The following is a 25,427-nucleotide window of genomic DNA, read 5'->3' as shown; positions in this document are numbered from 1 at the left end:
GGAGCCGTTTATTGTGGCCCCCCTCCATAAACTAATTCTCATAACCATCCAGTCTTCGTTTTCGGATCTCCCTGTATTGCCCCGGCGTTATGCCTTCCAGCTTCCTGAAGCTGCGGATAAAGTTTTGCGAATTGTTGTATCTTAATCTATTGGCTATATCCAATACCTTCATATCGGTGTCCATTAACCATTTCTTAGCCATATTGATTCTGTACTGGGTCAAATATTCACCGAAGTTTTCTCCAATCTCTTTGAGAAAAACACGGCGGATATAGCTTGGATGATAATTTAACCGAACAGCACATTCCTCAATGGTCAAGTCTGTATCAAACTCCTCCTCGATCATCCGCAGGACAACTCCAGATATCTTTTTATATTGATTTTCACTTTTATCCTGCAGCATGTGCATGATAGGCTCGATAACGACGTTGCTGAGCCATTGCTCAATATCATGTGCTGTTTTTAGTTCAAACAACTGGTCAAATAACGATTTTTGTCCCTGAAATAAAATACTGTACGATTCCCCCGAATCCTGTACGATTCGCACAAGATCCGTAAGCAAACGCGCCACAGGAATCTGATATTCCAGATAACTCATCTTTAATTTAAATACCTCTTCCATGAACTGATGAAGCGATTCTTTCACTTTGTCATAATCGATCGATTTTACGGCATCAATCAATTCATACTGAATCCGAACGGGAAGTAAAAGCTGCATATTAGGTCCAGGCTGAACATCTTCATTGAACAGAATCACATTGTAGCCTAACCTGATCTGGTATTTCAAAGCCTCGACACCTTCGTTAAATGCTCGATGGGTATGCTCGAATTCATGAAAAGTTCGACTGATTCCAATGCTAATCTGCAGCTCCAAATATTCTTTTACCGTTTTTTGAATATGCTCTGCAAGCGTGTAGATATCATTTTTGAATTGCTCGTAGGTCTCCTGCTCGCCGCCGATAATGGTGACCTGAAAATCATTGACTATAATCGGATGGATGACACATTCCTTGACTAATAGCTCACTGATAATATTATTGATCGCAAACATCGTCAGCTCCCGATCGATACTGCTCCATTTCGTTTTTTCTGTCGTATCGATTTGCAAAACAAGAATGATCATCCACCGTGGAGGTACAGGATATCCATACAGCTTTAATTTATCTTCCGTTTCCTGCTGATCCGCATCCCCTTGAATCAGCTTTAAGGTGAAAAATACTTTTAACTGCTGCAATTGGGTTTGTATCTGATTGGCCATTTTTGACTGATTGGTTACTAGTAATTGTATCTGTTCTCCGATGAATTTAAATTCATTGCTCACCTTCATAGTCGGCCCTGAACCCATGATAGCTTGATAAAGATTGAAAATCGGATTATACATTTTGCGCGAACCAATGAATGAAACAATCGAAATGACCACCAAAATCCCCATACAAATAAAAAGCAAATACCAACCCACAGCCTTGGAATCCTTGGTAATGTCTTCTATGGACATAATGGAAACATAATACCATCCATTGTAGCTTGACTTTCGGTAGATAACGCTTACATTATCATCATCCAATTTCGTATTGAAGTTTCCCGTTTGCTGATTTTCACTCATAATCTTTTTGATATAGCCGGCTTGAACCAAATTGGCACCTTGAGGATTAGCATGGTTATGATTATTGGCCAGAACATGGAAATGATCATCCAGAATCATAACCTCCCCAATTCCGTCACTCCGGGAAATCAATTTACTCATAAACTCAAGCGGCACCTTGGCGATAGCAATACCGATAGGAGACATTGAATTAATGGGAATTTTTTTGATCAGATTAACGGCTTGTTCATTAAAAAACTTATCGGAATATACCAAATCACCATCAGGACCAAAATCCAGCTCACTAACCCACATCGATGGCTGAGGCAGCCCGATAGTAGCTTCGTATTTGGTTTTATTGTCACTCTCGTTGAGTCTGTAAAATCCGTAATTGTTATAAATCCATTGTTTGGAAATATTCATAAGCGAGACATCCTGTACACCTAAATCAAAGGCTTGAAGCTTTCCAAGTTGAATATTTAGACCCATTAATTTTTCAAAGTCCTTAGGTTTCATATCTAGCGTCATGGCTTCATTGACATCAGGAGAGTCAACGAAATACATCAGTGAACGGTCCACACTCTTCAACACTTGCTCAACACCTATTTGGGTTTGGAGCAGAACCTGCATATTGCTCGCGTTCACTTTTTCCTGAATGGTATGAGAGGACCTGTAGTACGAGAAAATACCCATTAAAATTACCGGAAATGTACCCAGCAAAAGACAAAACACAATCATGGTCAACAAGTATTTAGAGGAACGTATTTTCATAGTTACTCCCTTCATCTGTGTCATATTTCCCTCTGTTAACTGCAAGTACGAACAAGACATAGGAAGGGTTGAATCCATTTGTCTTGTCTATTATAGTTACACACTCAACAAAATTTCACAATTATTATTTATCATTCTTCATGAAAAATCCTCTCTTTTCAATAAATGATTATCTGTACAAAAATGATCATTGACTCCTTGCACTGATCGCTTATCTCTATGTGTGTTATCTCGAACCGCTGTGACAAATTTGATTATAGCCTGTTACCAAAACTGCGTGGTATCGTAACCCTGTGCAAAAGCAACTGCAGCTGCGCATAGAATTTTGAATCGTAAAATTATTTAAAAGGAGAATGACTCATGAGCTCTGAAACCAATTATAAGTTTGAACCACAGGATTATGGAATGGTGTTAAATAACGTGGCAGGGGTAGCCGTCAATTCACAAGGAAATTTGTATGCTCTGGTGCGCGGAGAGGTACCTGTGCTCATCTTCAACAGTGACGGGCAATATGTTGGCGGTTGGGGAAAAGGCTTGATTGGCGGTCCTCATGGCATCTTTATTGATTCCGATGATTTTGTTTACTGTGTCGACAGCAAGCAGAACATCGTTATGAAGTTTTCCCCAGACGGACAGCTCCTGTTGACGCTTGGAACGGCTGGCGAATCCTCCGATTCAGGCTGCATAGGTGGAGATTTCAAAACTGTTACACAAGGAGCAGGTCCCTTCAATAAGCCAACGAATGCAGCAACCTCTCCATCCGGCGACATCTTCGTCAGTGATGGATATGGCAATGCCAGAGTACACCGGTTCTCCGCAGACGGTACGCTTATCAAATCATGGGGAGAACCTGGCTACGAACCCGGTCAGTTCCACCTTCCTCACGGCATCGCGGTTGATCAGAACAGCCTTGTCTATGTGGCAGATCGCGAGAACGATCGAATCCAAATATTTGACATAGACGGGAACCTCCAAGCAATATGGGAAAACCTGTACCGCCCTACCGACATTTGTATCAAGGATGGATTTGTTTATGTTTCCGAGGTTGGTCACAGGATGTATATCGACAATGTCCTGTTCAAGCCGAGCAGCAATCCGCCATGGTCACAGATTCGTGTCTTTGATTTGGCTGGTGTAGAAAAAACAAGAATTGGCGGTCCTGAAGGCTGGAAAGCGGGCAATTTCTTTGCAGCTCACTCGATTTGTGTGGATCAGGAAGGCAGTATTTATGTAGGCGAGGTGATCTGGCCAGCCCACGAAATCAGTACGCCTGAGGATTTGCATCACGCTTTGCAAAAATTTCGCAGGCTGTAAGCTTGGATAAGGAGCGGTACAAACCATGAAACCAGTGCTTTCCACATTTCAAGAGGCAGTACAGACCATACCTGACGGAGCCACGATCATGGTTGGGGGATTCGGGTTGGTCGGAATTCCGGAAAATTTAATTATTGCTTTGGCAGATTCAGGTGTTACCAATCTAACCGTGATCTCCAACAATTGTGGAGTCGATGATTGGGGACTAGGCTTGCTTCTGAGAAATAAGCAAATCACCAAAATAATCGGCTCCTATGTTGGTGAGAACAAAGAATTTGAACGTCAGCTCCTGTCAGGCGAGCTTGAAGTCCAGCTAATCCCCCAAGGAACACTGGCCGAACGAATTCGTGCAGGCGGGGCTGGGATTGCCGCATTTTATACCCCTACCGGAGTAGGTACACCACTTGCCGAAGGTCGCGAGATTCGGCAATTCGAGGGTCGCAGCTACCTGCTTGAGCATGCACTGAAGGCGGATTTCAGTCTAATTCGTGGCTGGAGGGGAGATCGTCTCGGCAATCTGGTCTACAATAAAACAGCCAAAAACTTTAATCCGATGATGGCGACTGCGGGAAATGTAACGATTGCGGAAGTGGAAGAGCTCGTTGAAGTCGGACAATTGGATGCCAACCATATCCACACACCAGGTATTTATGTGCAGATGCTAACCGTAGGCTCACAGCAAAAACGTATTGAACGTCTTACAACAAGAGGTGTCATGGGTTGAACAACAATATCGAACAGCTCGATAAAGCTGCGGTACGCGAGAAAATTGCTAAACGGGCCGCCAAGGAAATCGTCGATGGCTTTTATGTCAATTTAGGGATCGGCATCCCTACCCTTGTCGCCGACTACATTCCAGCAGGGATACATGTCATGCTGCAATCGGAAAACGGACTACTTGGGATCGGCATGTATCCTGCGGACAACGAGGTTGATCCCGATCTGATTAATGCGGGCAAGGAAACGGTCACTGCCGTTCCAGGAGCAGCATTTTTTGATAGCAGCGAGTCGTTTGCCATGATACGCGGTGGACATATAGATCTCGCCATTCTTGGAGGGATGGAGGTATCTGAGCAAGGGGATCTTGCCAACTGGATGATTCCTGGCGTGATGGTGAAAGGTATGGGCGGGGCCATGGATCTGGTACAGGGGGCCAAGAGAATCGTGATCCTCATGGACCATCTTACCAAGAAAGGTCAGCCCAAAATTTTAAATCGATGCACGCTGCCGTTAACAGGACAAGAGGTTGTGCATCGGATCATTACGGAGCGGGCCGTCCTGGATATAACGGCTGAGGGCCTGAAATTGCGGGAGGTTGCAAAAGGCTTCACAATCGAGCAAATCATCGCTTCGGTTGAGCCCAGCCTGCTGGTTGATCTGGACGTAATTATAGATGCTTATTAAGGCGGGGTGCAGGTACAATGACAGCAGATGAAGCACAATCCGGGATGCAACAGGTCAAACCGGATATCGAACAGGTATACATTCTGGATGGAGCAAGAACGGCATTCGGAGCATTCGGGCAATCGTTCAGGCAAGTTAGTGCCAGGGAACTCGGTCTGATTAGCGCGAAGGAGGCCTTGCTGCGTGCTGCGGTGGATGCAGCAGAAATCGATCATGTCATTTATGGAAATGTGATTCAATCGGGTATTGATGCAGCTTATACGGCAAGACACATTGCGTTACAGGCAGGCGTTCCGATAGAGTCGCCGGCCCTTATTGTCAACAGAGTCTGCGGCTCGGGTATGCAGGCTATTATTTCCTCCGTGCAGAGCATTCAGTTAAAGGAAGCTGGAATGGTGTTGGCAGGCGGTACGGAAAATATGTCACAGGCTCCACATGCCGATTTTACCAGCCGCTTCGGGGGAATGAAATTAGGCCACATCCAGTTGGAGGACATGCTGCTCCATACACTCACGGATCACTATATCGGCTGTGGTATGGGCATAACTGCGGAGAATATTGCAGCTGCATATGATATTTCACGTGAAGCTCAGGATGCTTACGCCCTGCTCAGTCATGAGCGTGCTGCAAAGGCTTCAAGTACGGGAATGCTGGGAAAGGAAATCGTTGGGGTTGAGGTACAAACACGTTCGGGCAGCCAGTCGATCCAGCAGGACGAGTTGATTCGCAGTGATTCGTCCATGGCACAGCTTGGGAAGCTAAGAGCGGCTTTCCAAAAGGATGGGTCCGTTACTGCCGGCAATGCAAGCGGTATGAATGATGGTGCCGTATCGATGGTACTGGCAGGAGAACATCGATTGGCTGGACGCCAGCCGCTGGCACGTATTGTTTCCTGGGGTATTGCAGGAGTCGCACCCGAGCTAATGGGACTTGGTCCTGTTCCAGCAGCCCGTATGGCATTAACACGCGCCGGCCTAGTGATGGCGGATATCGATCTTGTAGAAATCAATGAAGCGTTCGCTGTGCAATATTTGGCCGTAGAGCAGGAGCTTGGCCTTAATCGTGAACGTACGAATGTTAATGGCGGTGCCATTGCCATAGGGCATCCGCTCGGTGCCAGCGGAGCACGTATTGTACTGACCTTAGCCTATGAGCTCAGAAGACAGGGCAAACGGTTCGGCTTGGCGGCAATATGCGTTGGCGGTGGTCAAGGTATGGCAGTCGTTATTGAGAATTCCAAATGGAAATACACCCCCTCGAACTTATCGGAATAACCAAATGGTTTTTCCCATGTCTATTCCAAGGGGGCATGTATCAGGTTATCATGTAAAAACAAGAAAATAATTACTGGCTGACTTCAAATACGACGACATCATAATCTGTAACTTCGGGGATGGTCACTGTTTTGAAAAGTCCATCCTCGGTAATAGGTAATTCGATTCCGTCTGAAAGCAAGAAAGCCCGTTTCATAGGAGCAGCTTCAGAAATACCTACCTTAACATCACGCACTGGTGTTATTGAAGTAAAGAATCGGCGTCCTCCTAAAGTATTGACCATATGAACCATCCGATACTGCTCCTTTTCCCGGAGAGAAATAACTAATGCATCTGGTGCAACCACCTTAAGCTGTTCTCGCCCATGAGATGTCCAACGTACAGCATTGGCAATTAGCGTACCCAAATCAGGAAACCCGACTTTACTATAGGATTTATCCACTTGATTGGGGAAATACACGACCCTGCCTTTGTTATTGTGCTCAGAAGCAATGAGCATCGGGTATTCAGCGTCATCCTCCAAAGTGTAAGAGAAGCCTTCAGGAAACACCCGGAACGGTGCAGACAATTTTAAAGGGCTTTGATAATCAGCATCTACGGTACGTACCGGACAATATTCACCATAAAGAGGTACGACATCGGTGCCAACAATACCTTCAAGAATCTCATGCTCCCCCACTATCCTAAGGTAAGCCTGCTTGAGTACATGGTCGAATTCTCCGGTAACTCTGCCGCTTGCTCCTAAGCTCGAAGCTTGAAACAAGTCGCCAAGCAAAAAGTCGTCCCGCTTATTTCCCGTTTCATCGTAAAGTGTGGTTTCGTGGGTAGCCACCAGACCTCCGCCATTGTTCACGAATTTTCGGATTGACTCGGCCTCTTCCTCCGAAATGCAGCAAAGTGACGGCAGCAATAACGTCTGATATCGGTCTATTTTATCTGTCTGTAAGGTTCTTGTTGAAATGATATCGAAAGGAACATGTGCATCCAATAAAGCTTGCTCCATTCCCCTGATACTTTGGACGTATTTTTCCATTCCATGATCTTGTCCATAGTGGATCAAGGTCTCCTGTGAAAATACGATAGCGATGGTTGCGCTTGAGCGGTCATGATCATAAAACGCCTTATGTTCCTTCAGAAAACCATACAGCTCTTTAATAGCCTGGAAACCACGGGTATCGTTGTGGGTCGCAGGTGGACCTCCTGATAGATTCACCTGCAGCGTGCCCCCGTTCGCGGCAATTTGCGCTAAGTAAATTTTTTGCTCGACAGGCGGAACCGCCGTTCTCCGCCATGGCCAAGCCAAGAAGTAGGAAACGACGACCCAAACCGGATTATCGCTGATCGAAGTCATGTAACGGGTTTCCTCGTCCGGCCAGGTTAATGAATGCCAATCTTCATGATCGGTCGTTTCATTAATTTTGACACGAGATTGGGCTTCGATAATGACCGTATCCTGATATCGGGCAATCTCCTCCATATCCAGAGACGAATTGACCGTCCAGCCTGCATCTCCAAAACATACAGCATTGCCAAGTACAGGGATCTCCGGATTGATTTTCTTCACCATATCATAAATCCGTTTGGCCGATTCGGTCGTCTTCTCCATTCTCCATTTCAAAAATGGTTTCCATAGTGGATCGGACCAATCTTTGATAGCTGGTATCGTTTGACCTGAGGTCTTCAAGAAATCAGCTTGGCATTTGTCGCAATAGCATATACCCGACCCATATGCCTGAAAACCGTAGCTGGCACCGCACCAGTATAATCCGTCCACATCATACCGACTTAAAACCTCCTGGACAAACAATTCGCCTAATTCATGATGATATCCACCCAATGGGCAGCAGGCATACAAGGTTTCAGCAACTGTATATGGATTGCCTTCATGGTCACGAGCGCACCACTCTGGATGTACAAACCCGGCTTCTATTGGCATGACGCCAAATTCAATCGAAGGAAGAGCTTTGATCCCGTATTCATGTAGCGCTTCAATAATTTCCCCTGTAATATCCCGATCCTGCAGAAAGGGACTTCTTCTTTGCAAGCTGACCTGTGACGGATAGGTCGTTACATAACCCCCTGAGAAAAACGTTAAAAAATTAACATCAAGCTCGTGAAGATCCTTGGCAAGCCTCTTTGCGTCAAAATCGATGCAATCCACATCACGAATCGTCATATGAATTCCCCGATTACGTTCCTGCAGCCAATCCCATTTACCCATTATAGTCACTTTCCTCTCCTGAATCAGATATGTAACCTTGATTTAACCTTTAATCCCTGTCAAGGCAATGCCTTGGACGAAATACTTCTGACCAGCCAAAAAGACGATAAATATAGGCAGCAGCGAGCTGACAGAAGCTGCCATGATCAGCGCATAACTCGTTCTGTTCTCTTCCTGAAAGGACAACAATCCCAAAGGAATCGTAAAGAGCTCTGCTTTCGATAAAAAGATAAGCGGATTTTCGTAATCGTTCCAGGACCAGACAAACGAGAAAATAACGAATGCAACAACAGCAGGTTTTACCAGGGGAAGCGCGATATGAATAAAGGTTTTAAAATGATTGCATCCGTCTATACGAGCGGACTCAAAAAGCTCATTCGGTAAGCTCATAAAAAATTGTCTCATCAAAAATGTCCCAAAAGCTGAAACCATCCCCGGCAACATCAAAGCCCAGTGGGTATTGTAGATATCCAGGAACTTATAAAAGATGAAGCGTGGGACCAGCATCATTTGATCCGGAAACATTAATGTAGATAAATAAAACATGAACAGTACGTGCCTGCCTTTAAACTGGATTTTGGCAAAAGCATATCCGGCCATCAAGCTGGTGCAAATGACACCCACAACGGAAATCGACGTCACTTTGATGGAATTCAGATAAAACAGGTAGAACGGCACCTTTCCCAGCCAAACGTCCCTATAGTTATCCAGAGTAAACGAAGGGGGAACCCATTGTATTGGAAAATTAAATACATCTGCTTCCAGCTTGAATGATGTGGAAAGCATCCAGAGAAAGGGCAGTACCATAATAATGGATAAGGCGAGCATGATGAAGGTCAGTATGGACTTATGGATCATGTTCTGCATGTTTCTCGTCATCTCACACCTCATCTTATTGTTATTGTGTATGCACCCATTTTTTTTGCTGTCTCCACTGCCATAAGGTGAGTACAAGAATGATGACAAAGAGTACCCAGGCTATACTGTTCGCATACCCCATCCGATTGTAGTTGAACGCCACATTGTAAATATAGTAAACGAGTACGGAGGTTGATGTACCAGGCCCGCCTTGGGTCATAATGTTAACTTGTGCAAATATTTGAAAGGAACCGATGACAGAAGTAATCATTACAAAAAACAAAGTAGGCGACATTAAAGGAATCGTAATGATTTTAAATTTTTGAAATAGGTTGGCTCCATCGACCTCAGCAGCTTCGTAATAATCCTTTGGAATCCCCTGTAGGCCAGCTAGCATAATGACCATGTTGTAACCAATCGACTGCCATATGCTCATAATGATGAGGGAAGGCATTGCCCAGGTTGAAGAGCTGATCCAGCCCGGGGGGTTGCTGATGCCGATCGATTTCAGGAACATATTAATGGGTCCAAAGCTGGGCGAGTATAAGATAGCCCAAATGACCGAGATCGCCACCATGGAAGAAATGTGCGGCGAATACAGCAGCAATCGGATTAAGCCCTTGCCATATACACTCTGATTAACAATGACCGCAACCAATAGCGATAAACCTATGGAGATGGGAACGCTGACGAAAGCGAAATAAAACGTATTCATCAAGGAGCTTATAAACCATTGATCATGCAGAAGCTCAGCAAAGTTGTCCAGACCGACAAATCGGATGCCCTTCAAGCCGGAAATCAGGTTCCAGTCACAGAAGCTGAGTACCAGGGAGAATACAATCGGAATGAACCGGAATAACAGATAGCCTACCAAGCTTACAGACAGAAACAGCCAGCCATCCAAATTTTCTCTAAGTCTTAGCTTATTGGACCGGGCCTTTGTGACAACAATCATGTCGGTGTTGGGTTTCATCCTATAAGCATCTCCTGCAAAAGTTATTTTTTGGCCTTAGCGATCAGCTCATCTGATCTTTTTTTCATATCCTTGACGGCATCATCAACACTTTTTTCTCCCAAAAACACTCTTGTTACCTCTTCCTTAACGACTGCACCAATTTCTTTTTTGGCTACGGTTATGGTTGTCTGATCGGAAACCAGAACCGTACTCGGATCATTAAACACCTTATACACCTGATCACCGTTAAAGGTAGGCACATTATACAGGGTGTCAAACACACCTTTTTTGACATTTTCATCATGAATAGGAGCAGGAGGCTGCATGCCTTTGGGCGCAGAGGTCACATCTGGACGGTCAATCGTAAAAAATTTAACCCATTCGAAAGCCGCCTTTTTTTGCTTGCTGCTCTTGGGAATACTCAAATCGCTGTAAGAAATGGTTGAAGTCGTCTTGTAATCTTTATCATATCTGGGCATATTGACGACGCCAATATCAAAGTCGTGTTTGTTTTCCGGGAACTTGGAATAAAAGGTGATGAAGGAAGCTCCCATATACATGCCCGCTTGCCCCTTAAAGAACACATTGGCACGGTTCGTCGCCGAATCGAGTTTCTTGGCCGGAAATTCAGCCAGTGGCATAATCGATTTATCCGTAAATTGCATGTTGTGAAATAATTGCAGACTTTCCTTGAAATACGGGTTATCGTAGTTGCTTTCCTTATCATTCTTATACATCGCGTTCAGCCCAAGCTTCAACTGTGCAATCGTCGCCCAATCTTCAATCACGTAGGGAAGGAATCCGTATTGCTTGTTAGGCCCTTCGCCCTTCGTCAGCTTCTTGGCCGTTTCCCTGAAATCCTCCCAGGTCCAATCGTCCTTCGGATAGGGAACCTTGGCCTCGTCAAACAGCTTTTTATTGTAGAAAATACCATTTACTTTATTCCCGTACGGGACTCCGTAAATGTTGCCATTGATGGTTTCCAGCTTGGCAACCTCTTCACCGAAAGTTTTGGCAAAGTCAATTTTGTTTTCTTCAAAATAAGAATTAAGCGGTTCGTACAAGTCGTTATCCACGCGTGTCCTTAAATCGTCAGGAGACCACTGCGCTATAACATCGATCTGTTCCCCGGAAGCAAGAAGTGTATTCACTTTTAACGGGACGTCGGGAGAATCGGGAATTTTCACATATACGGCTTCAATATCAGGATGAGTCTCATTAAACACCTTGACGGCACTTTCCATTCCCTCTACCGGAGTCCAGTGATAGACTACAATCTTCGTCTTCCCTCCATTCGCCTGCGCTGGATTGTTCGCGCTGTTTGGATCGGGTGCTGAGGAGCACGCAGAAACAAAAACCAGACTGATCGAAACTAGTAATGCTGCTTTTCTCTTACGCATATCATTTCCCCTTCGTTGAGAATTAATTTGTGAACACTAACAATATAAAACAATCAGGTGCAATTAAAAATGGAATAGATTGAGGTGACATTGTCTTCTTCTACTCACATTCCAGAAGCTTAATTGAGGCTATCTGTTGTATACCATTAACCTTGACAGCTGCTTGTCTTTTATTCCGATATGTTGTTTTTTAATCGTTTTTCATATCGTCATTATCGTTGTCGGATGCTGTGAAGCTGCTCCTGTATTGTATGGGGGTTACGCCAACCACCTTTTTAAATATTTTACTGAAATAAAAGTTATCATGATATCCAACCCGTTTTCCTATTTCATGAATTTTGTAATTGGAGGTTGTTATCCATGTTTTGGCATGCTCAATTCGAATATGAATCAGATGATCGATAAAATTTTCGTTAGTTTCCTTTTTGAAAAGATGACTCAAATAATTACCGGAAATATGGAGATGCTCAGCAACCATCTGCAGCGATATGTTTTGGTCATAATGATCATGAATGAATTGTTTAGCTTGGGAAATCAATTTATGGTTATCACCCAAAAGATCCGATATTTTATTGAGCGTGGCAATTAACATCGATAACCAGTCTATGTAATCCTGCAAAACTTGAAATTTTTCTATCTGATTGAAAGGATCATCCTCCCATAAGTCATACAGGGATAAGTCCTTGCTTTTGGAAAATGAAATCAGCATAAAAAGAATCGAAGCGCAAAGTCCCTTTAGACTATCCGGGGAAACTCCTATCAACCCTTGTTGTATAAGCTTCAACTCATGAATAATAGTATCGGTTGATCCCATCGCGCAGGCCTGCTCCAGCTTCATAAAGGTTTCTCCAAGGGCGTTGTCGCTCTTGTCCAGATTGTTCAAATCGTCATTAAAAAAAATAATGCTTTCTCGGGGTAAGGCGAATCCGTTTTGCAGCGCTTTAACGGCTTGTCCGAAGCCCTTTTTAATCTCTACGTACGATGGCTGCCCTTCGCTAACTCCGATAGTGACCGATATGTTCAGGTACTTTTTTAATGCTGACTGGATTCGTTCGCACAACCCTCTGATTCTAATAGCCAGCTGCCCCGTTTCGGACAAAGAATCGTCTGCATAGATGACAACGACTTCCATAGGTTTCGTCGTAAACACATAGCCTGCATGGAATTCATTAACTATTTCTTGGACAACATTGGTAATCGCATACGTAATAATATATAAGTCGTTTTGTTCCTTATACTTTTTGAATACCTCATAGTGGTCGACCTTAACGAGCAGGCAATAAATATGAGCTTGTGGCAGTTCAATTTTCATCAGCCTGAATTGACGGTGAACTTCCTCATTATCTTCAAAATACCCGAATAGCAGCCTGTTAAATAACGCTTCTCTCATCGACGGCAAATAGCTGTCTATTTCGTTTTCGCTTTTGTTTAGGCTGATTTGCTGACTTTTCTCTTGAAGGATCTTTTCCTTGATTTTAATCAAAATCTGCAGCAGATGATCCGGTTCCATTTTCAATTTTAATATATAATCTTCCGCTCCAAGCTTCATCGCTTCCTTGACGTATTCGAAATCGCCATAGGAGCTTAATATAACAAATTTGGTTGTCATACCGAGCTCTTTCATGGCTTTAATGAATTCGATTCCATTCAACAAGGGCATTTTAATATCCGTAATCGCGATGTCCGGTAGCAGCTCCTTAGCTAATGCCAAGGCTTGTTCACCATTCTCGGCTTCCGCTACCACTTCAAACTCATGTTGTCTCCATGGAATTATCGATTTGATACCTACTCGCGCCAAGATCTCGTCATCAATAATCATTACCTTAAGCATGTTCCCAGAGATCCTCCTTAGCTGTATATTGAACCGGTAACAGCAGTTCTATTTCAGTAAATTCCTGTAGACGACTTCGGATGGTAATGCCATAGGCTTCCCCGTACGTCATTTTCATTCTCTCATTCACATTTTGAATGCCGATTCCATTCAAGCCCTGCTTCGTTTGTTCTTTATCGTTCAATATTTCCTCGATTCTCTGCTCATCCATTCCCATTCCATCATCTCTGACAATCATGTGGACATCGTTACCAACCAAACGAGCTGTAATCTGAATCGTACCGAAGCCAGGCTTAGGTTCAATTCCATGAAAAATTGCATTTTCAACAAGCGGCTGGAGCATGAATTTGATGCATAAACATTGGAGCAGCTGTGGCTCGATTTCAAATACAACGTCAAATTTGTCTTTGTATCTCATTTTTTGAATGCTGAGATAGTCCTTTACATTTTGAATTTCATCTTCGATACAAATAAAAGGTTCCACGCTGTTCGTACTATTTTCTAGCAGCCTTCCTAAGGTGTCAATCGTATCTTTGATGTTGTCAGCTTTTTGGATGATCGCCATCCAACGGATCGAATTCAAAGTGTTAAATAAAAAATGAGGATTAATTTGTGCCTGAAGCGCTTTATACTCTGCATTTTTCTTCATTTCCTGCTCTTCTAGCACTTTCATAAACAAGATGTGTATGCGGTCGATCATGTAATTAAAGCTGTTACTGAGCACGCCAATCTCGTCATCACTCTGGATTTTGGCTTTAGCTACTAATTGCCCTTCTTTTATGCTTCTCATCGTAACGATTAAATCTTTAATCGGCTTAACAAACTTGTAGGCTAACAAGTACCAAATCAATCCGGACACAAGCAAACAAACCAAAAAGACCGTAATCGTTACTTTGAAAATTAATTTATTGTCTTTGATTAGCTCATTGTATGGTAGCGTTTCCATAACCCACCAGCCATAACGACTGATATAATAATAAGCTGTCAGCTGCTTGTCTGCAGTATCGCTATCCAATAAATAGCCTTGCTGCTTTTGTTGACCTTTAATCTGACTGAGGCTTCTTTTCCCTCTATCCAAATCAAAGTCCTCGGATGTATAAACAACCTCATCATGATTATCGATCACTAAAATTTTACCACCCTTTTGGATCGATGAATTTCTAAGCATCTCTTGAAACATCGAATTATCAAAGCTGATATAAATCATACCAACATTATCGACCATATTCATATCTTTGATCGTTCTTGCCATTGAAATCAGTTGTTTTTTTCCCGCTACCTTACTGGGATCGTTATAATTATCATCTTTACCGACCCAGTATATTTTCCCGTTTAATTGCTCTGCCTCATCGTACCAAGCATTCGTTTTCATTTCTTTTAAATTTTTTCGGTAAAAGTTCCCGGTTTCTTCACCATACAGCAGGTTGACTCCATTTTCACCCAACACTTGAATCGAGGAAATGTATGAAAAATTACGTGAATGAATGGAATACAAAGAAAAAGCTTCACTCGCTTTAACCATGGCATAATAAGATTCTGGCGTGTTCTCCACAAAATCTTTGGCTAGTATTTTTCTGATATCGTTATTAATGTACATATAGCTGGAAATTTGCTCAACCTGCTTCATTTCATTTTCGATTCCATTTTTAATAAAGCCCAGAGATTCAGTCACCGATTCACTTACTTTAGTTTTTAAAATATCAATTGAAATTAAATAAGAGCAGATACCTATAGCTGCTGTTGGAAACACAGTCGCCAGTATTAAATAAAAAAACATTTTCCGCTGAATACTTTTATTGATAAAGGCTACTACTTTCAATATAAAACCACCTGCTCTCGTTTATTTGCCATGCTCCCAGACAAACACATTATACAGCTTCCTGAGTGGCTTCGCTGCTACTTTTTGATTAGATTTAGTATCGATCAAGGTGACTACTAGCGGCGATATTCATCCTCTGGCAGATCCTCGGACACATCCAATATTATTGAGTATACACGAATGAAGAGGTATAATAGATTAGAGTAACTCTAATTAAATGGAAGGAGATTCATACATGTCATATACGGTCAATGATGTTTCCAAAAAAACGGGGATATCTGCTCACACGCTCCGCTTCTACGAAAAACAGGGTGTACTGCCTTATGCAGAACGAAATGATAATGGGATTCGCTTGTATGATGAGTCCAGTATTGAATGGATTGAAACGATCATATCGCTGCGTTCCACAGGAATGCCTTTGGCTGAATTAAAACAATACGTGGATTTGCATAAAGAAGGGGATCAGACTCTACTAGAGCGTAAAAAAATGATGGTGGATCATAAAGAAAGAATCGAGGAACAAATGCTTCAATTAATTAAAACATTAGGCAAAATCAACTATAAGATGGCTTTGTACGACGTACAATTACAACAATTGGAAAGGGACTCCCGCGCATTGTGACGCTTCAGCAACCCTCCCCATTGCCCAAGCTTTAATAGATTATAAGGTAAGAGTAAATTCGCGATTATGTACTTCTTCCTCCATGTAAACTCGTTCCTTATAGTAAATCTCTTTTTCAGTCATCAACATTACCGTCGAGCTCCGGGTTCCGTAGCCTTCGCTTTTAATAAAAATAGGCGAAAGCGTCCGTTCCCATTCCAACGAAACTCCTGTCTGAGGAAGCATTTCATTGGGGGCCGGGTCAGCGGTTTGGAGTAACGTCAACAGCTGCTCTGTTAAATCACCTTTATTTTCACTTATTAAGGTTGACAAGCCCTCTTTGCCATGCTCGACTTTGGGCCACGCGGTATTTAATAAATGATTACTGATCCCATAAACACCCGGTTTCAGTTGTTGAATCTTATCCTCAATATTGGAATAGTAGTAAAGCTTGTTAGCATCGCCAGCCAACAAATTATACCCAGGATATGCATTGCGTTTGTTAGCGGCTTCCTGCATGTAAGATTCAGGCCGCTCATTGTTGATTAAAAAATCCGCCACCAATTCTCCTCTTGAACGTTTGCCGTCCGTTGATTCCTTTGGGTTTCGATAATTCGTTAAAGCTGCAAAGCGCCCAGCTGTGGTCACTCCCATCCAGGTGCCCATTTTGTTCAAATCCCGACCTGCAAGCACATCAGGATGATCCTGCCAATAATGAACGGCTGCTGTCGGTCTGTTGTAAAATTCATCACGATTAGCAGCAACGATAAGCTTATAAGTTTCGTGTGCCTGATAAGCAAACAAAATTAAACACATGGAAATCCCAACTTTCCTAATGGCAAGAACCAGTCTAACACAGCAGGTTAGCGTTAAGACTGGTTCTTGGCACAATCCTCATTTTTTATTCCAGGTATCCTTCAACGGTACAATACGATTAAATACGAGCTGCTTGCCTGTAGTGAGCTTCTTATCCACACAAAAATAGCCATGTCTGAAAAATTGAAATTTTTGTTCGGAATGTGCATGTTCGACGAATGGCTCCAGCAATCCATCCTTTACGATAACGCGTGAATCAGGATTTATCGCTTCCGTCCAATCCCCGCTGCCCTCCTTCGGAACGTCCTGTTCAAGCAGCAGCTTCTCATACAGATGAACGTCAGCCTTTACGGCATGCGCTGCTGAGACCCAATGGATCGTGCCCTTCACCTTACGCCCGGTAAATCCGCTACCGCTTTTTGTGATGGGATCATAGGTGCAGTGAAGCTCAGTAATTTCTCCTGATTCGGCGTCCTTGATCACTTGCTCGCACCTGATGAAATACGCTCCCTTCAGCCTGACCTCCGCATCCAGACTCAACCGATGAAAGCCCTTAGGTGGCTGCTCCATAAAATCGTCCCGTTCGATATAGATCGTTTTGGAAAAAGGCACTTCTCTTTTTCCCAGCGCCTCATTCTCGCTATTGTTTTCAACCATTAACAGCTCCAACTCATTGTCCGGGTAGTTGGTGATAACGACCTTTAAAGGCTGTAAAACGGCCATAACGCTAATCGTTTTCGGTTTGAGATCCTGCCTGAGACAGTGGTCAAGCAGCGAAATGTCTACCGTGCTTTGAGTTCGAATACTGCCAATTTCCTCGATGAAGCTGCGTATGCTTTCCGGAGTGAAGCCCCTTCTTCTTAAGCCGCGGAGCGTAGGCAATCTGGGATCATCCCAACCATCTACGTAATCGCCTTCTACCAGCTGCCTCAAAAACCGTTTACTTGTTACGACACCCGTTAGACTCAACCGACCAAATTCTCTTTGCCGCGGAGGCTCGGGGACTTCAAGCTCCTTGAGAACCCAGTCGTACAAGGGGCGATGGTCTTTGAATTCAATGGAGCATAAGGAATACGTGATACCCTCAATCGCGTCTTGTATAGGATGGGCAAAATCGTACATCGGATAGATGCACCAGTCATTTCCTGTTCGGTAATGCTCAGCATGGAGTATACGGTAAATAACAGGATCACGCAGGTTGATATTGGGCGATGCCATATCGATTTTGGCGCGAACAACCTTGGAGAAGGCCGGATAGTCCCCTTGCTTCATTTTTGCAAAAAGCTCCATATTCTCCTCAATTGAACGGTCTCTATACGGACTGTTTCTGCCCGGCTCCGTCAAGGTTCCGCGAAACTCTGACACTTCCTCTGGCGTCAAATCACAGATATAAGCCTTCCCTTGCCTGATCAAGGTAACTGCAGCGTTATATATTTCGTCTGAATAGTCCGATCCATAATAGATATGATCGCCTGGATCGTAACCAAGCCACTGGATATCCTCTATAATCGCGTTCACATATTCGATGTTCTCCTTAAGAGGGTTCGTGTCGTCGAATCGCAAATGAAAGGTTCCGTTAAATCTATGGGCAATCGTATAATTCGTGTGTATGGCATAGGCGCTTCCGATATGAAGATAGCCGTTAGGCTCGGGAGGAAATCGTGTACACATGTCCCTTCCGAATTTACCCGCCTCAAGCTCCTCAGTAATCAGTCTAAACAAAAAGTTTTCAGTTTGATGCTCGTTCCCGTTAGCCAATATGGTCTCCTCCTAATGAACGTGATAAGTGGACAATCAACAAAAAAACTTCACCTCCAAGACCAGTTTTATGTCTCGGGGACGAAATTTTCGCGGTACCACCCCAGCTTCATTAATATGTCGCCATATTAACCTCATCAAGTACGGCATTGCAGACAATGCTTATACTTTAGCTCTATAACGGGAGCTCCCGTCACGCCATCCCCATCGAAGGTTCCGACGCACTGCTCAGAGGCTTGGTTCGGGGAAAAACTCTTGACTCCTTTTCAGCTGCCGGAGCTCTCTGTGCAAGAACATTTTCCCTTACTCATCTCATCATCGCTTTTGAATATTCCTTTTATGTTATCAAATCATTACCTTTTGTGTAAACCATTATACGTAATGAGTCAACAATGTGCAATTTGTTACCTGAATTCCCTACTGCTAGCCGATCTGTCGGAATGCCATCATAAACGATACCAGTGCCGCCAAGGAAGCGATAGTTCGTACGTGGTTCCAAGCCGTCCAGCTAGCGTTGTAACGAATCCATAGATCGGCGCCTTGGGCACTGCCAGGGTCTACTGCGGCCAGTGCGTCGTTCAGCGGAACATTGAACACGATGGTTACCAGAAAGGAGCCAATGAGATAGAATATGCTGCCGACAAGCAGATACATCATACCTGCTTCGCCCCATTTGAAGCAGGAGGTGATCGCCAGGACTCCACACGCTAATGCCGTCCCTCCAAATACCAAGCCAAATAGTGGGTTGAGTATAACGATATTGATGGACTGCATAGCGGCAATACCTTGCGCCGGTGGGAGTCGGACGAGGGCAGTCATTACGAATACTGAAAAGGCAAAAAATATTCCTGCTATCAATCCAGAGCCGACAGTCGAGAACAAGGTCAGGCTATTGACGATCCGGTCGCTCATCTCGAACCTCCCCACACACCTGTAGCGGCTGCATTTCGAGCGTAGTCGGCAAAATCCCGAGGTTCCCGTCCCAAAGCCCGCTGGACGCCGTCGGTCAAGTGGGAATTACGGCCATCCAGCACCTTGGTGAACAAGTCGGTCAGCAGTGCCATTATCTCTTGCGGTACGTCCTGTTGTGCCAGCATAGAATTGAACTGCTCTGTAGAAATTGGCACATAGCGGATAGCTCTGCCGCTCGCCTTGGCAATTTCTTCGGTTGCTTCTGCAAAGGTGAGCGCTCGCGGTCCGGTCAACTCGTAAAGCTGTCCAATATGTCCTTGCTGCGTCAAAGCTGCAACTGCTGCATCTGAAATGTCTTCAGCGTCGATGAACGGCTCCGCCACCTCTGTAACCGGAAGAGCAACCGTACCGCTGAGCACCGACCCTAGCAGGAAGCTTTCACTGAAATTTTGACTAAACCAGCTCGCTCTCAGAATCGTCCAGTCAGCACCGGATTCCCGCAAGGCCTGCTCGCTTAGCTGTGCCTCTTCTTCACCTCGGCCGGATAGCAGAACCAGCCGCTTGACCCCACTATTCACGGCAAGGTTGGCAAAAGCACCAATGGCTGTGGCGGCACCCGGCAGCGCCAGATCAGGGTAATAAGTGATATACACCGCTCCCACGTTCTGCAATGTCGCTTCCCATGTGTTTGGGTTCTCCCAATTGAAGGACGGGTCGCCAGAACGGGAACCAATCCTTACAGGTAAACCGAGCTTCGTCAGCCTCTCAGCCACACGTCGACCGGTCTTGCCTGTTCCACCAATAATTAAAGTTGGTTGCTTATCCTTGATAATTGCCCTCTTACCTGTTTCGTTGTTCATCCATGATCTCTCCTTTAGTTAATTTCAATATATTTTAATTTCTTACGTATAATATTGTTTGCGCAAGCAAGTGTTAATTCAAATAAAGAATGTTGGATCATTCTATATTTTCAATGCGATCACTCACTTTATACAGATAAAGTGATAATTCATCGCCTTCCTTTTCCCCCAATAAAGCAGCATAACGACTACGAAGGCTATTCCAGCATTCGTTGATTGGCTCCTCTAATGCCTTCCCTTTATCCGTAACATAAATAAGTGACAAACGCCCATCGACACGATTCGTAATTAGCCCTTTAATGATAAGCTTCTCAATAAGACGGGTTACAGTTGAGGGTTGAAGATGGAGTATTTCCCCTAACTCTTTTTGTGAAATCCCTTCCTTTTCAAAAACGGCCATCAATAAAAAAGCTGACGTTGGTGACAACCCACTTGCGGCAAACTCATCCTCTGCCATTTTGGTGATCACTCTACCCAGTCTATTCGCAGTAAAATACAGACATTCTTTTAAATAGGTCCCCAGCACGGTTACAACCTCATTTCCGATAAATTGCTTGCGCATACAAATATAATATATTTCCAAAATAATGTAAAGTCCCTATTTCCTACTTCCTCTAGCCACGTCATTCATCAAGGATCCTGAGAAAGCATTGAAATTGGATAAACACCAAATTGGGCCATTGACCATATCCTATAAAAACTTTAACTAAGGGGTAGATGACGGTAATGAAGCTTACTTTGGAAATAGCTAAGGTATTGTTAGAAGCAGCTGAAAGAAAAGCAAAAGAAATGGGATTGGCTGATGATATCGCTATTGTTGATGATGGCGCTAATCTTATTGCCTTTCATCGTATGGACACGGCCAGGATTGCAGGAATCGATATAGCTCAGAACAAGGCTTGGACAAGTGTAGCGATGAAAATGCCAACGTCGAATTTGGCACAAGCCGCTCTTCCTGGAAACCCGTCGTTCGGGATTAATACGACCAATCATGGGAAAGTCGTTATTCTTGGCGGGGGGATTCCTCTTATGAAGGATGGGATGGTTATCGGTGGAATCGGTGTAAGCGGCGGCACCAGTGCTCAAGATATCGAAGTGGCGAATGCCGCAATACATGTTTTTGAAGCTTTAAAAAACAAACGGGATTCCGCGGCCATCTCCTATCGTATAGGATCAAATCAGCCTATGTAGTTGGGAAATTAAGTTTTTGAACATAAGCCGGCGCTTTCTTCTGATCAGAATCTGATGGGAAAAGACGCCGGTTATGGTTGTATATGTGAACCTCTTACATAAAATGCTGCCTTAAATGTTACAATTCTGGCTCATTCGTGATGCAATCTTCGTCAAAACCTCTCTACTCGTCTCGATTGTAGCTTACTAAATTTGAGAAACTACAAAAAAATGAGTAAACTATAAGTACTAAAGGAGGCGTATCACAATGACAGGTTTAACCAACAACATGGAAATAGGAATCAGTACATTTTTGGAGGCTACGCCGAATCCAGTTACTGGAGAGGTCATCAGCCATGCTGCGCGGATACGCGATGCAGTTGAGGAAATCATTCTCGCCGATCAGGTCGGTCTGGATGTCTATGGGATTGGGGAGCATCATCGAGCCGATTATGCGGGCACCTCACCTGCTGTTGTATTGGCAGCTGCGGCAGCCATGACCAAGCGGATAAGGCTCACAAGTGCGGTTACCGTGCTGTCCTCAGATGATCCGGTTCGCGTCTATCAAGCCTTCTCTACCCTTGACGGCATTTCAAATGGACGAGCTGAAATTATGGCTGGCCGGGGTTCATTCATAGAGTCCTTTCCGCTTTTCGGATACAGTCTGGACGATTATAATGAATTGTTCGAAGAAAAGCTGGAGCTGTTGCTTGCAATCAGATCCTCGGAGAAAGTTACCTGGCGCGGCGGCCATCGTCCTGCCATCGATAACCTTGGTGTTTATCCCCGGTCTGTTCAAAACCCACTACCTGTATGGATCGCAAGCGGCGGCAATGCAGAATCTGCTGTTAGGGCAGGCATGCTCGGTCTTCCTATCGCATTCGCGATCATCGGCGGAATGCCGGAGAGCTTTGCTCCGTTAGTTGATCTCTATAAGAAGTCAGCCGCGCGCGCCGGTCACGATCCTGAAAAGCTGCCGATTGCGACACATTCACACGGTTTTGTTGGAGAAACAACCGAGCAGGCAGCCGATTTGTTCTTCCCTTCCACACAAGCTCAAATGAACGTCATCGGGCGCGAGCGTGGTTGGGGTCAGCATTATAACCGAGCTGCTTATGACCAAGCACGCAGCCTTCGTGGTGCGCTCTATGTCGGAGATCCCGAATATGTCGCTGAGAAAATTATTTTGCTGCGCAAAAATTTGGGGGTTACTCGTTTTTTCCTGCATGTAAATGTCGGTACGATGCCGCACCGTGAAGTGATGCGTGCCATCGAGCTGCTCGGAACCAAGGTTGCACCCATCGTTCGTAAGGAACTGGCCCGAAACGTGGCAAAGGAATAATCAATCTTAATTAGGGTACTGAAGCTATCCAACCAGCTGCTTATGCGCAGCTGGTTGTTCATTTAGCTTTAGGGTAATGGCACAATACTAACAGGCTCGATCAGAAGTAAAATCTCTCTGACATCATCCGCATCAAACTTACCATCCATATTGCTGTCATACATGGAAGAAATTTTCGTAAGTGCTTGAGCAGCATCCATGCGCTCTGCTGCAGATCGCTGAATGGTGATAGCGTATGTACTTTTGCTCGTTCCGTCTTGGGCCGTTACCTCAATGCTAATGTTATTGCTTCCTACCTGTAGATCGATCGGGCTGCTCGCTTGTCCGACTGATAAAGCGATTCCGTTAACTTTTATAGAAGCAGTACTGTCTTCTAATGAAGCCCTTACCGCTACCGCATGAACCGTATTACTCACTGAAGCTGTATACACATAGACATTTTTGTTGAAAGGTTCAACCATAGAAATGCCATCCAGTGTAAGTCCACTAAGATTAGAATTGCTCCGTAACAAGATTTCTAGTGAAGTGGCGCTTGAAGCACTGCCCATAAAATTGGTATCTCCCGTGTATTCGGCTTTAATGGAATGATTCCCAGCGGTTAATGAAGAAATCGAAATAGATGCTTGTCCCCCTGATAAGGAAGCAATGCCAAGTATCGTAATGCCATCCTTGAAAGTAACCATCCCCGTAGGTTCACCTCCAGGCGAAGATGTCACTTGAGCATTAATGGTAACTGAATCACCATAAGCTGACGTATTGCTACTGAAAGTCAAGCTTGTGGACGACATCAGCTTGTTCACAACTTGGGTGAGTCCTGTGGACATACTCCCTGAGTGTAAGCTGTCCCCCTCATATACGGCCGTAATCGGAGCATGCGTGCCAGCAGATAGTGATGAGGTAGAGAACGTTGCTGCTCCACCTGCCAATGATGCCGTCCCGAGTGTTGTACTTCCTTCTGTAAAGGTAACCGTACCCGTTGCCGGATATCCTCCCAAGGATGTAACTGTGGCTATGAAATCAACTGAATTCCCATACGAAGAAGGGTTCGCATTAGAGTTCAAGGTGGTCGAAGTAGCAATAGGATTTACGGTATGCTGGACCCCACCAGACGTACTTCCAGTATGATTGCCTTCTCCGCTATAAGCAGCTGTAATCGTGTGTGTGCCTATTGCCAATGTGGATGTCGTGAAGCTGGCAGCAGCACTATGATTTTCAAGAAAACCCCATTCAACCGTAGCATTGCTAGTTCCTTGTCCCCAAAAGGTTATCGACTGGGCTGATGCATCCACAGTGATCTGCCACAGATAACGAGTGCCTGTTCGTTCCCATTGCTTCACAACCGTGCCGGAACTGTCATAGGCAACAATGCCCAAGGAGTCACGATTATCATTGTAGCTAAATGCCCAGTAGGTATAATCGCCCCACTTCACAACGGGGCAATCTACTGAAGTAAAGGTGTCGGGTCCTGAATAACAACTTACTTTCATTCCGGAAGGAACTGCTGGCTGATTGGGCACTGTAGCTACCGCAGGTACGGTGCTGGACAAAGTCGCAGTTCCCATTGTTAAGCTTCCGTCTTTAAAAGTTACTGTACCGCTCGGCTGAGTCCCTTGGATAGCAGAATCGGTTACATACGTTGTAAAGGTAACGGAGTTCCCATACGTTGATGCAGCCACACTGCTGGATATTGTCGACGTGGTTACATTCTGAGCAAAAATCGCATCAGGATGCATACTTGTTATTAATACGAAAAATAAAACAAAACCTATGAATCTTATTCGTTCTATGAAGTTAAAAAATCGGTCCACGTCATAATCCTCCTGAATAAAGATAGTTTCCTCTATTTATTATACAACATCTTCCACACCTTTAATGAAAATATTTATTGACTTTAAGTATACTCCAAGTAGTACATTTGAGAAACGGAGCCAATAAAGGTATTGGTTACGAGAGAGCTAGACAATGGGGGGCCACATTTATCATTCAAAAAGACCGAAGCACCTTGTAGAAAGGGTTCCGGTCTTTTACTGCGCATAACTGACTGCCTGGTTATCTTAAATCGGCCTTCATCAAGATACCGGCTATTGTCTGGCCCTGATTATTAGTTCTCATTGTAATTTCATAGGGCTTGAAGTTTAATTTGGTGTAAAACATCAAAGCTCTTGTATTCGTATTATGACAAACCAAATGTAGTGCCTTCACATGTAATTCGTCCCTTGCAGCGGACATCATAGAACGGATTAAATATTCAGCGGCACCATTTCCTCTGAATTCCGGTGATACAATTACGTTACCTAACCAACATCTCAGCCCTTCGTCTAAATCATAAATGTTGGCATAGCCAATGACACGATCCTCATCACCCAATAGAACCATTGGCTTTAATCTGCTATTGGATTTCGCTTCAAGCTGATCCACTGTCAGTGGAAATGTTGCTTGGGGATACATATAAAATAATTCTTCAGCATTTAGTGGGAAATTACAAATTGTTAAGTAATCACTTGGCATAACTTGACGACATTTGTACAAAGACCGTCAC

At 44.2% G+C, this 25,427-nt stretch carries 21 protein-coding genes and 1 other annotated feature; of the genes, 7 read left to right on the top strand and 14 right to left on the bottom strand.

Translation table 11 applies throughout. From position 1 onward, the window contains the following. Window positions 1-31: 31 nt before the first annotated feature. Window positions 32-2,353 (bottom strand): helix-turn-helix domain-containing protein, encoded by a 2,322-nt coding sequence (locus OB236_RS13740; protein WP_262684501.1) that lies wholly within the window; start codon window positions 2,351-2,353, stop codon window positions 32-34. Between the two features lie 360 nt (window positions 2,354-2,713). On the opposite strand from OB236_RS13740, the gene OB236_RS13735 reads away from it, so the two are divergent. The 4 genes from OB236_RS13735 (at window position 2,714) to OB236_RS13720 (ending at window position 6,345) form a co-directional block, all read left to right on the top strand. Next, complete coding sequence (locus OB236_RS13735; RefSeq protein WP_262684500.1) at window positions 2,714-3,667, top strand: peptidyl-alpha-hydroxyglycine alpha-amidating lyase family protein; 954 nt, start codon at window positions 2,714-2,716, stop codon at window positions 3,665-3,667. Window positions 3,668-3,692: 25 nt separating this feature from the next. Then, window positions 3,693-4,391: a CoA transferase subunit A gene (locus OB236_RS13730; protein ID WP_262684499.1), complete on the top strand. Its 699-nt coding sequence runs from the start codon at window positions 3,693-3,695 to the stop codon at window positions 4,389-4,391. Continuing rightward, window positions 4,388-5,071: a 3-oxoacid CoA-transferase subunit B gene (locus OB236_RS13725; protein ID WP_262684498.1), complete on the top strand. Its 684-nt coding sequence runs from the start codon at window positions 4,388-4,390 to the stop codon at window positions 5,069-5,071. Before OB236_RS13730 ends, OB236_RS13725 begins: the two co-directional genes overlap by 4 nt. Window positions 5,072-5,136: 65 nt before the next feature. Then, window positions 5,137-6,345, top strand: coding sequence for a thiolase family protein (locus OB236_RS13720; RefSeq protein WP_262684525.1), 1,209 nt, complete (start codon window positions 5,137-5,139; stop codon window positions 6,343-6,345). Between the two features lie 70 nt (window positions 6,346-6,415). Here OB236_RS13720 and OB236_RS13715 read toward each other — a convergent pair whose 3' ends face one another. From OB236_RS13715 to OB236_RS13690, 6 genes are all read right to left on the bottom strand, one after another. Further along, window positions 6,416-8,566 (bottom strand): alpha-amylase family protein, encoded by a 2,151-nt coding sequence (locus tag OB236_RS13715; RefSeq protein WP_262684524.1) that lies wholly within the window; start codon window positions 8,564-8,566, stop codon window positions 6,416-6,418. 42 nt (window positions 8,567-8,608) lie between these two features. Then, window positions 8,609-9,445, bottom strand: a complete 837-nt coding sequence (locus OB236_RS13710; protein ID WP_262684497.1) for a carbohydrate ABC transporter permease — start codon at window positions 9,443-9,445, stop codon at window positions 8,609-8,611. Between the two features lie 19 nt (window positions 9,446-9,464). Beyond that, window positions 9,465-10,397, bottom strand: coding sequence for a carbohydrate ABC transporter permease (locus OB236_RS13705; protein WP_262684496.1), 933 nt, complete (start codon window positions 10,395-10,397; stop codon window positions 9,465-9,467). A gap of 23 nt (window positions 10,398-10,420) precedes the next feature. Beyond that, entirely contained in the window at window positions 10,421-11,779 is a 1,359-nt protein-coding gene (locus OB236_RS13700; RefSeq protein ID WP_262684495.1) for an ABC transporter substrate-binding protein, read from the bottom strand. Between the two features lie 190 nt (window positions 11,780-11,969). Next, window positions 11,970-13,610 (bottom strand): response regulator, encoded by a 1,641-nt coding sequence (locus OB236_RS13695; RefSeq protein WP_262684494.1) that lies wholly within the window; start codon window positions 13,608-13,610, stop codon window positions 11,970-11,972. Beyond that, a complete protein-coding gene (locus tag OB236_RS13690; RefSeq protein WP_262684493.1) occupies window positions 13,603-15,429 on the bottom strand; it encodes a sensor histidine kinase in 1,827 nt (608 codons plus the stop codon). Before OB236_RS13690 ends, OB236_RS13695 begins: the two co-directional genes overlap by 8 nt. 235 nt (window positions 15,430-15,664) lie before the next feature. On the opposite strand from OB236_RS13690, the gene OB236_RS13685 reads away from it, so the two are divergent. Then, window positions 15,665-16,051 carry a MerR family transcriptional regulator gene (locus OB236_RS13685; protein WP_262684492.1) on the top strand — a complete coding sequence of 129 codons (387 nt, stop codon included), beginning with the start codon at window positions 15,665-15,667 and terminating at the stop codon, window positions 16,049-16,051. A 39-nt stretch (window positions 16,052-16,090) separates the two neighbouring features. Here the strand turns inward: OB236_RS13685 and OB236_RS13680 are convergent, their stop codons facing one another. The 5 genes from OB236_RS13680 to OB236_RS13660 form a co-directional block, all read right to left on the bottom strand. Then, window positions 16,091-16,846 carry an NRDE family protein gene (locus OB236_RS13680; RefSeq protein ID WP_262684491.1) on the bottom strand — a complete coding sequence of 252 codons (756 nt, stop codon included), beginning with the start codon at window positions 16,844-16,846 and terminating at the stop codon, window positions 16,091-16,093. Window positions 16,847-16,924: 78 nt separating this feature from the next. Next, complete coding sequence (locus tag OB236_RS13675) at window positions 16,925-18,604, bottom strand: glutamine--tRNA ligase/YqeY domain fusion protein (protein ID WP_262684490.1); 1,680 nt, start codon at window positions 18,602-18,604, stop codon at window positions 16,925-16,927. A gap of 74 nt (window positions 18,605-18,678) precedes the next feature. Continuing rightward, window positions 18,679-18,932, bottom strand: a binding site (T-box leader). Window positions 18,933-19,027: 95 nt separating this feature from the next. Then, window positions 19,028-19,516 carry an anthrone oxygenase family protein gene (locus OB236_RS13670; RefSeq protein ID WP_262684489.1) on the bottom strand — a complete coding sequence of 163 codons (489 nt, stop codon included), beginning with the start codon at window positions 19,514-19,516 and terminating at the stop codon, window positions 19,028-19,030. Continuing rightward, a complete protein-coding gene (locus OB236_RS13665) occupies window positions 19,513-20,376 on the bottom strand; it encodes a Rossmann-fold NAD(P)-binding domain-containing protein (protein ID WP_262684488.1) in 864 nt (287 codons plus the stop codon). Before OB236_RS13665 ends, OB236_RS13670 begins: the two co-directional genes overlap by 4 nt. Before the next feature lie 97 nt (window positions 20,377-20,473). After that, a complete protein-coding gene (locus OB236_RS13660; RefSeq protein ID WP_262684487.1) occupies window positions 20,474-20,938 on the bottom strand; it encodes a MarR family winged helix-turn-helix transcriptional regulator in 465 nt (154 codons plus the stop codon). Between the two features lie 164 nt (window positions 20,939-21,102). On the opposite strand from OB236_RS13660, the gene OB236_RS13655 reads away from it, so the two are divergent. Together OB236_RS13655 and OB236_RS13650 are read left to right on the top strand one after the other, a co-directional pair. Further along, window positions 21,103-21,567 carry a GlcG/HbpS family heme-binding protein gene (locus OB236_RS13655; RefSeq protein WP_408638463.1) on the top strand — a complete coding sequence of 155 codons (465 nt, stop codon included), beginning with the start codon at window positions 21,103-21,105 and terminating at the stop codon, window positions 21,565-21,567. A 247-nt stretch (window positions 21,568-21,814) separates the two neighbouring features. Continuing rightward, on the top strand, window positions 21,815-22,888 hold the full coding sequence (locus OB236_RS13650; protein ID WP_262684485.1) for an LLM class flavin-dependent oxidoreductase: 1,074 nt from the start codon (window positions 21,815-21,817) through the stop codon (window positions 22,886-22,888). Window positions 22,889-22,956: 68 nt separating this feature from the next. Here the strand turns inward: OB236_RS13650 and OB236_RS13645 are convergent, their stop codons facing one another. Together OB236_RS13645 and OB236_RS13640 are read right to left on the bottom strand one after the other, a co-directional pair. Beyond that, window positions 22,957-24,696: an Ig-like domain repeat protein gene (locus tag OB236_RS13645; protein WP_262684484.1), complete on the bottom strand. Its 1,740-nt coding sequence runs from the start codon at window positions 24,694-24,696 to the stop codon at window positions 22,957-22,959. A 241-nt stretch (window positions 24,697-24,937) separates the two neighbouring features. Further along, window positions 24,938-25,417 carry a GNAT family N-acetyltransferase gene (locus OB236_RS13640; protein ID WP_262684483.1) on the bottom strand — a complete coding sequence of 160 codons (480 nt, stop codon included), beginning with the start codon at window positions 25,415-25,417 and terminating at the stop codon, window positions 24,938-24,940. Window positions 25,418-25,427 lie beyond the last annotated feature (10 nt).

Source organism: Paenibacillus baimaensis (genome assembly GCF_025567575.1).
This window is presented reverse-complemented; position numbering and strand designations above follow the sequence as displayed.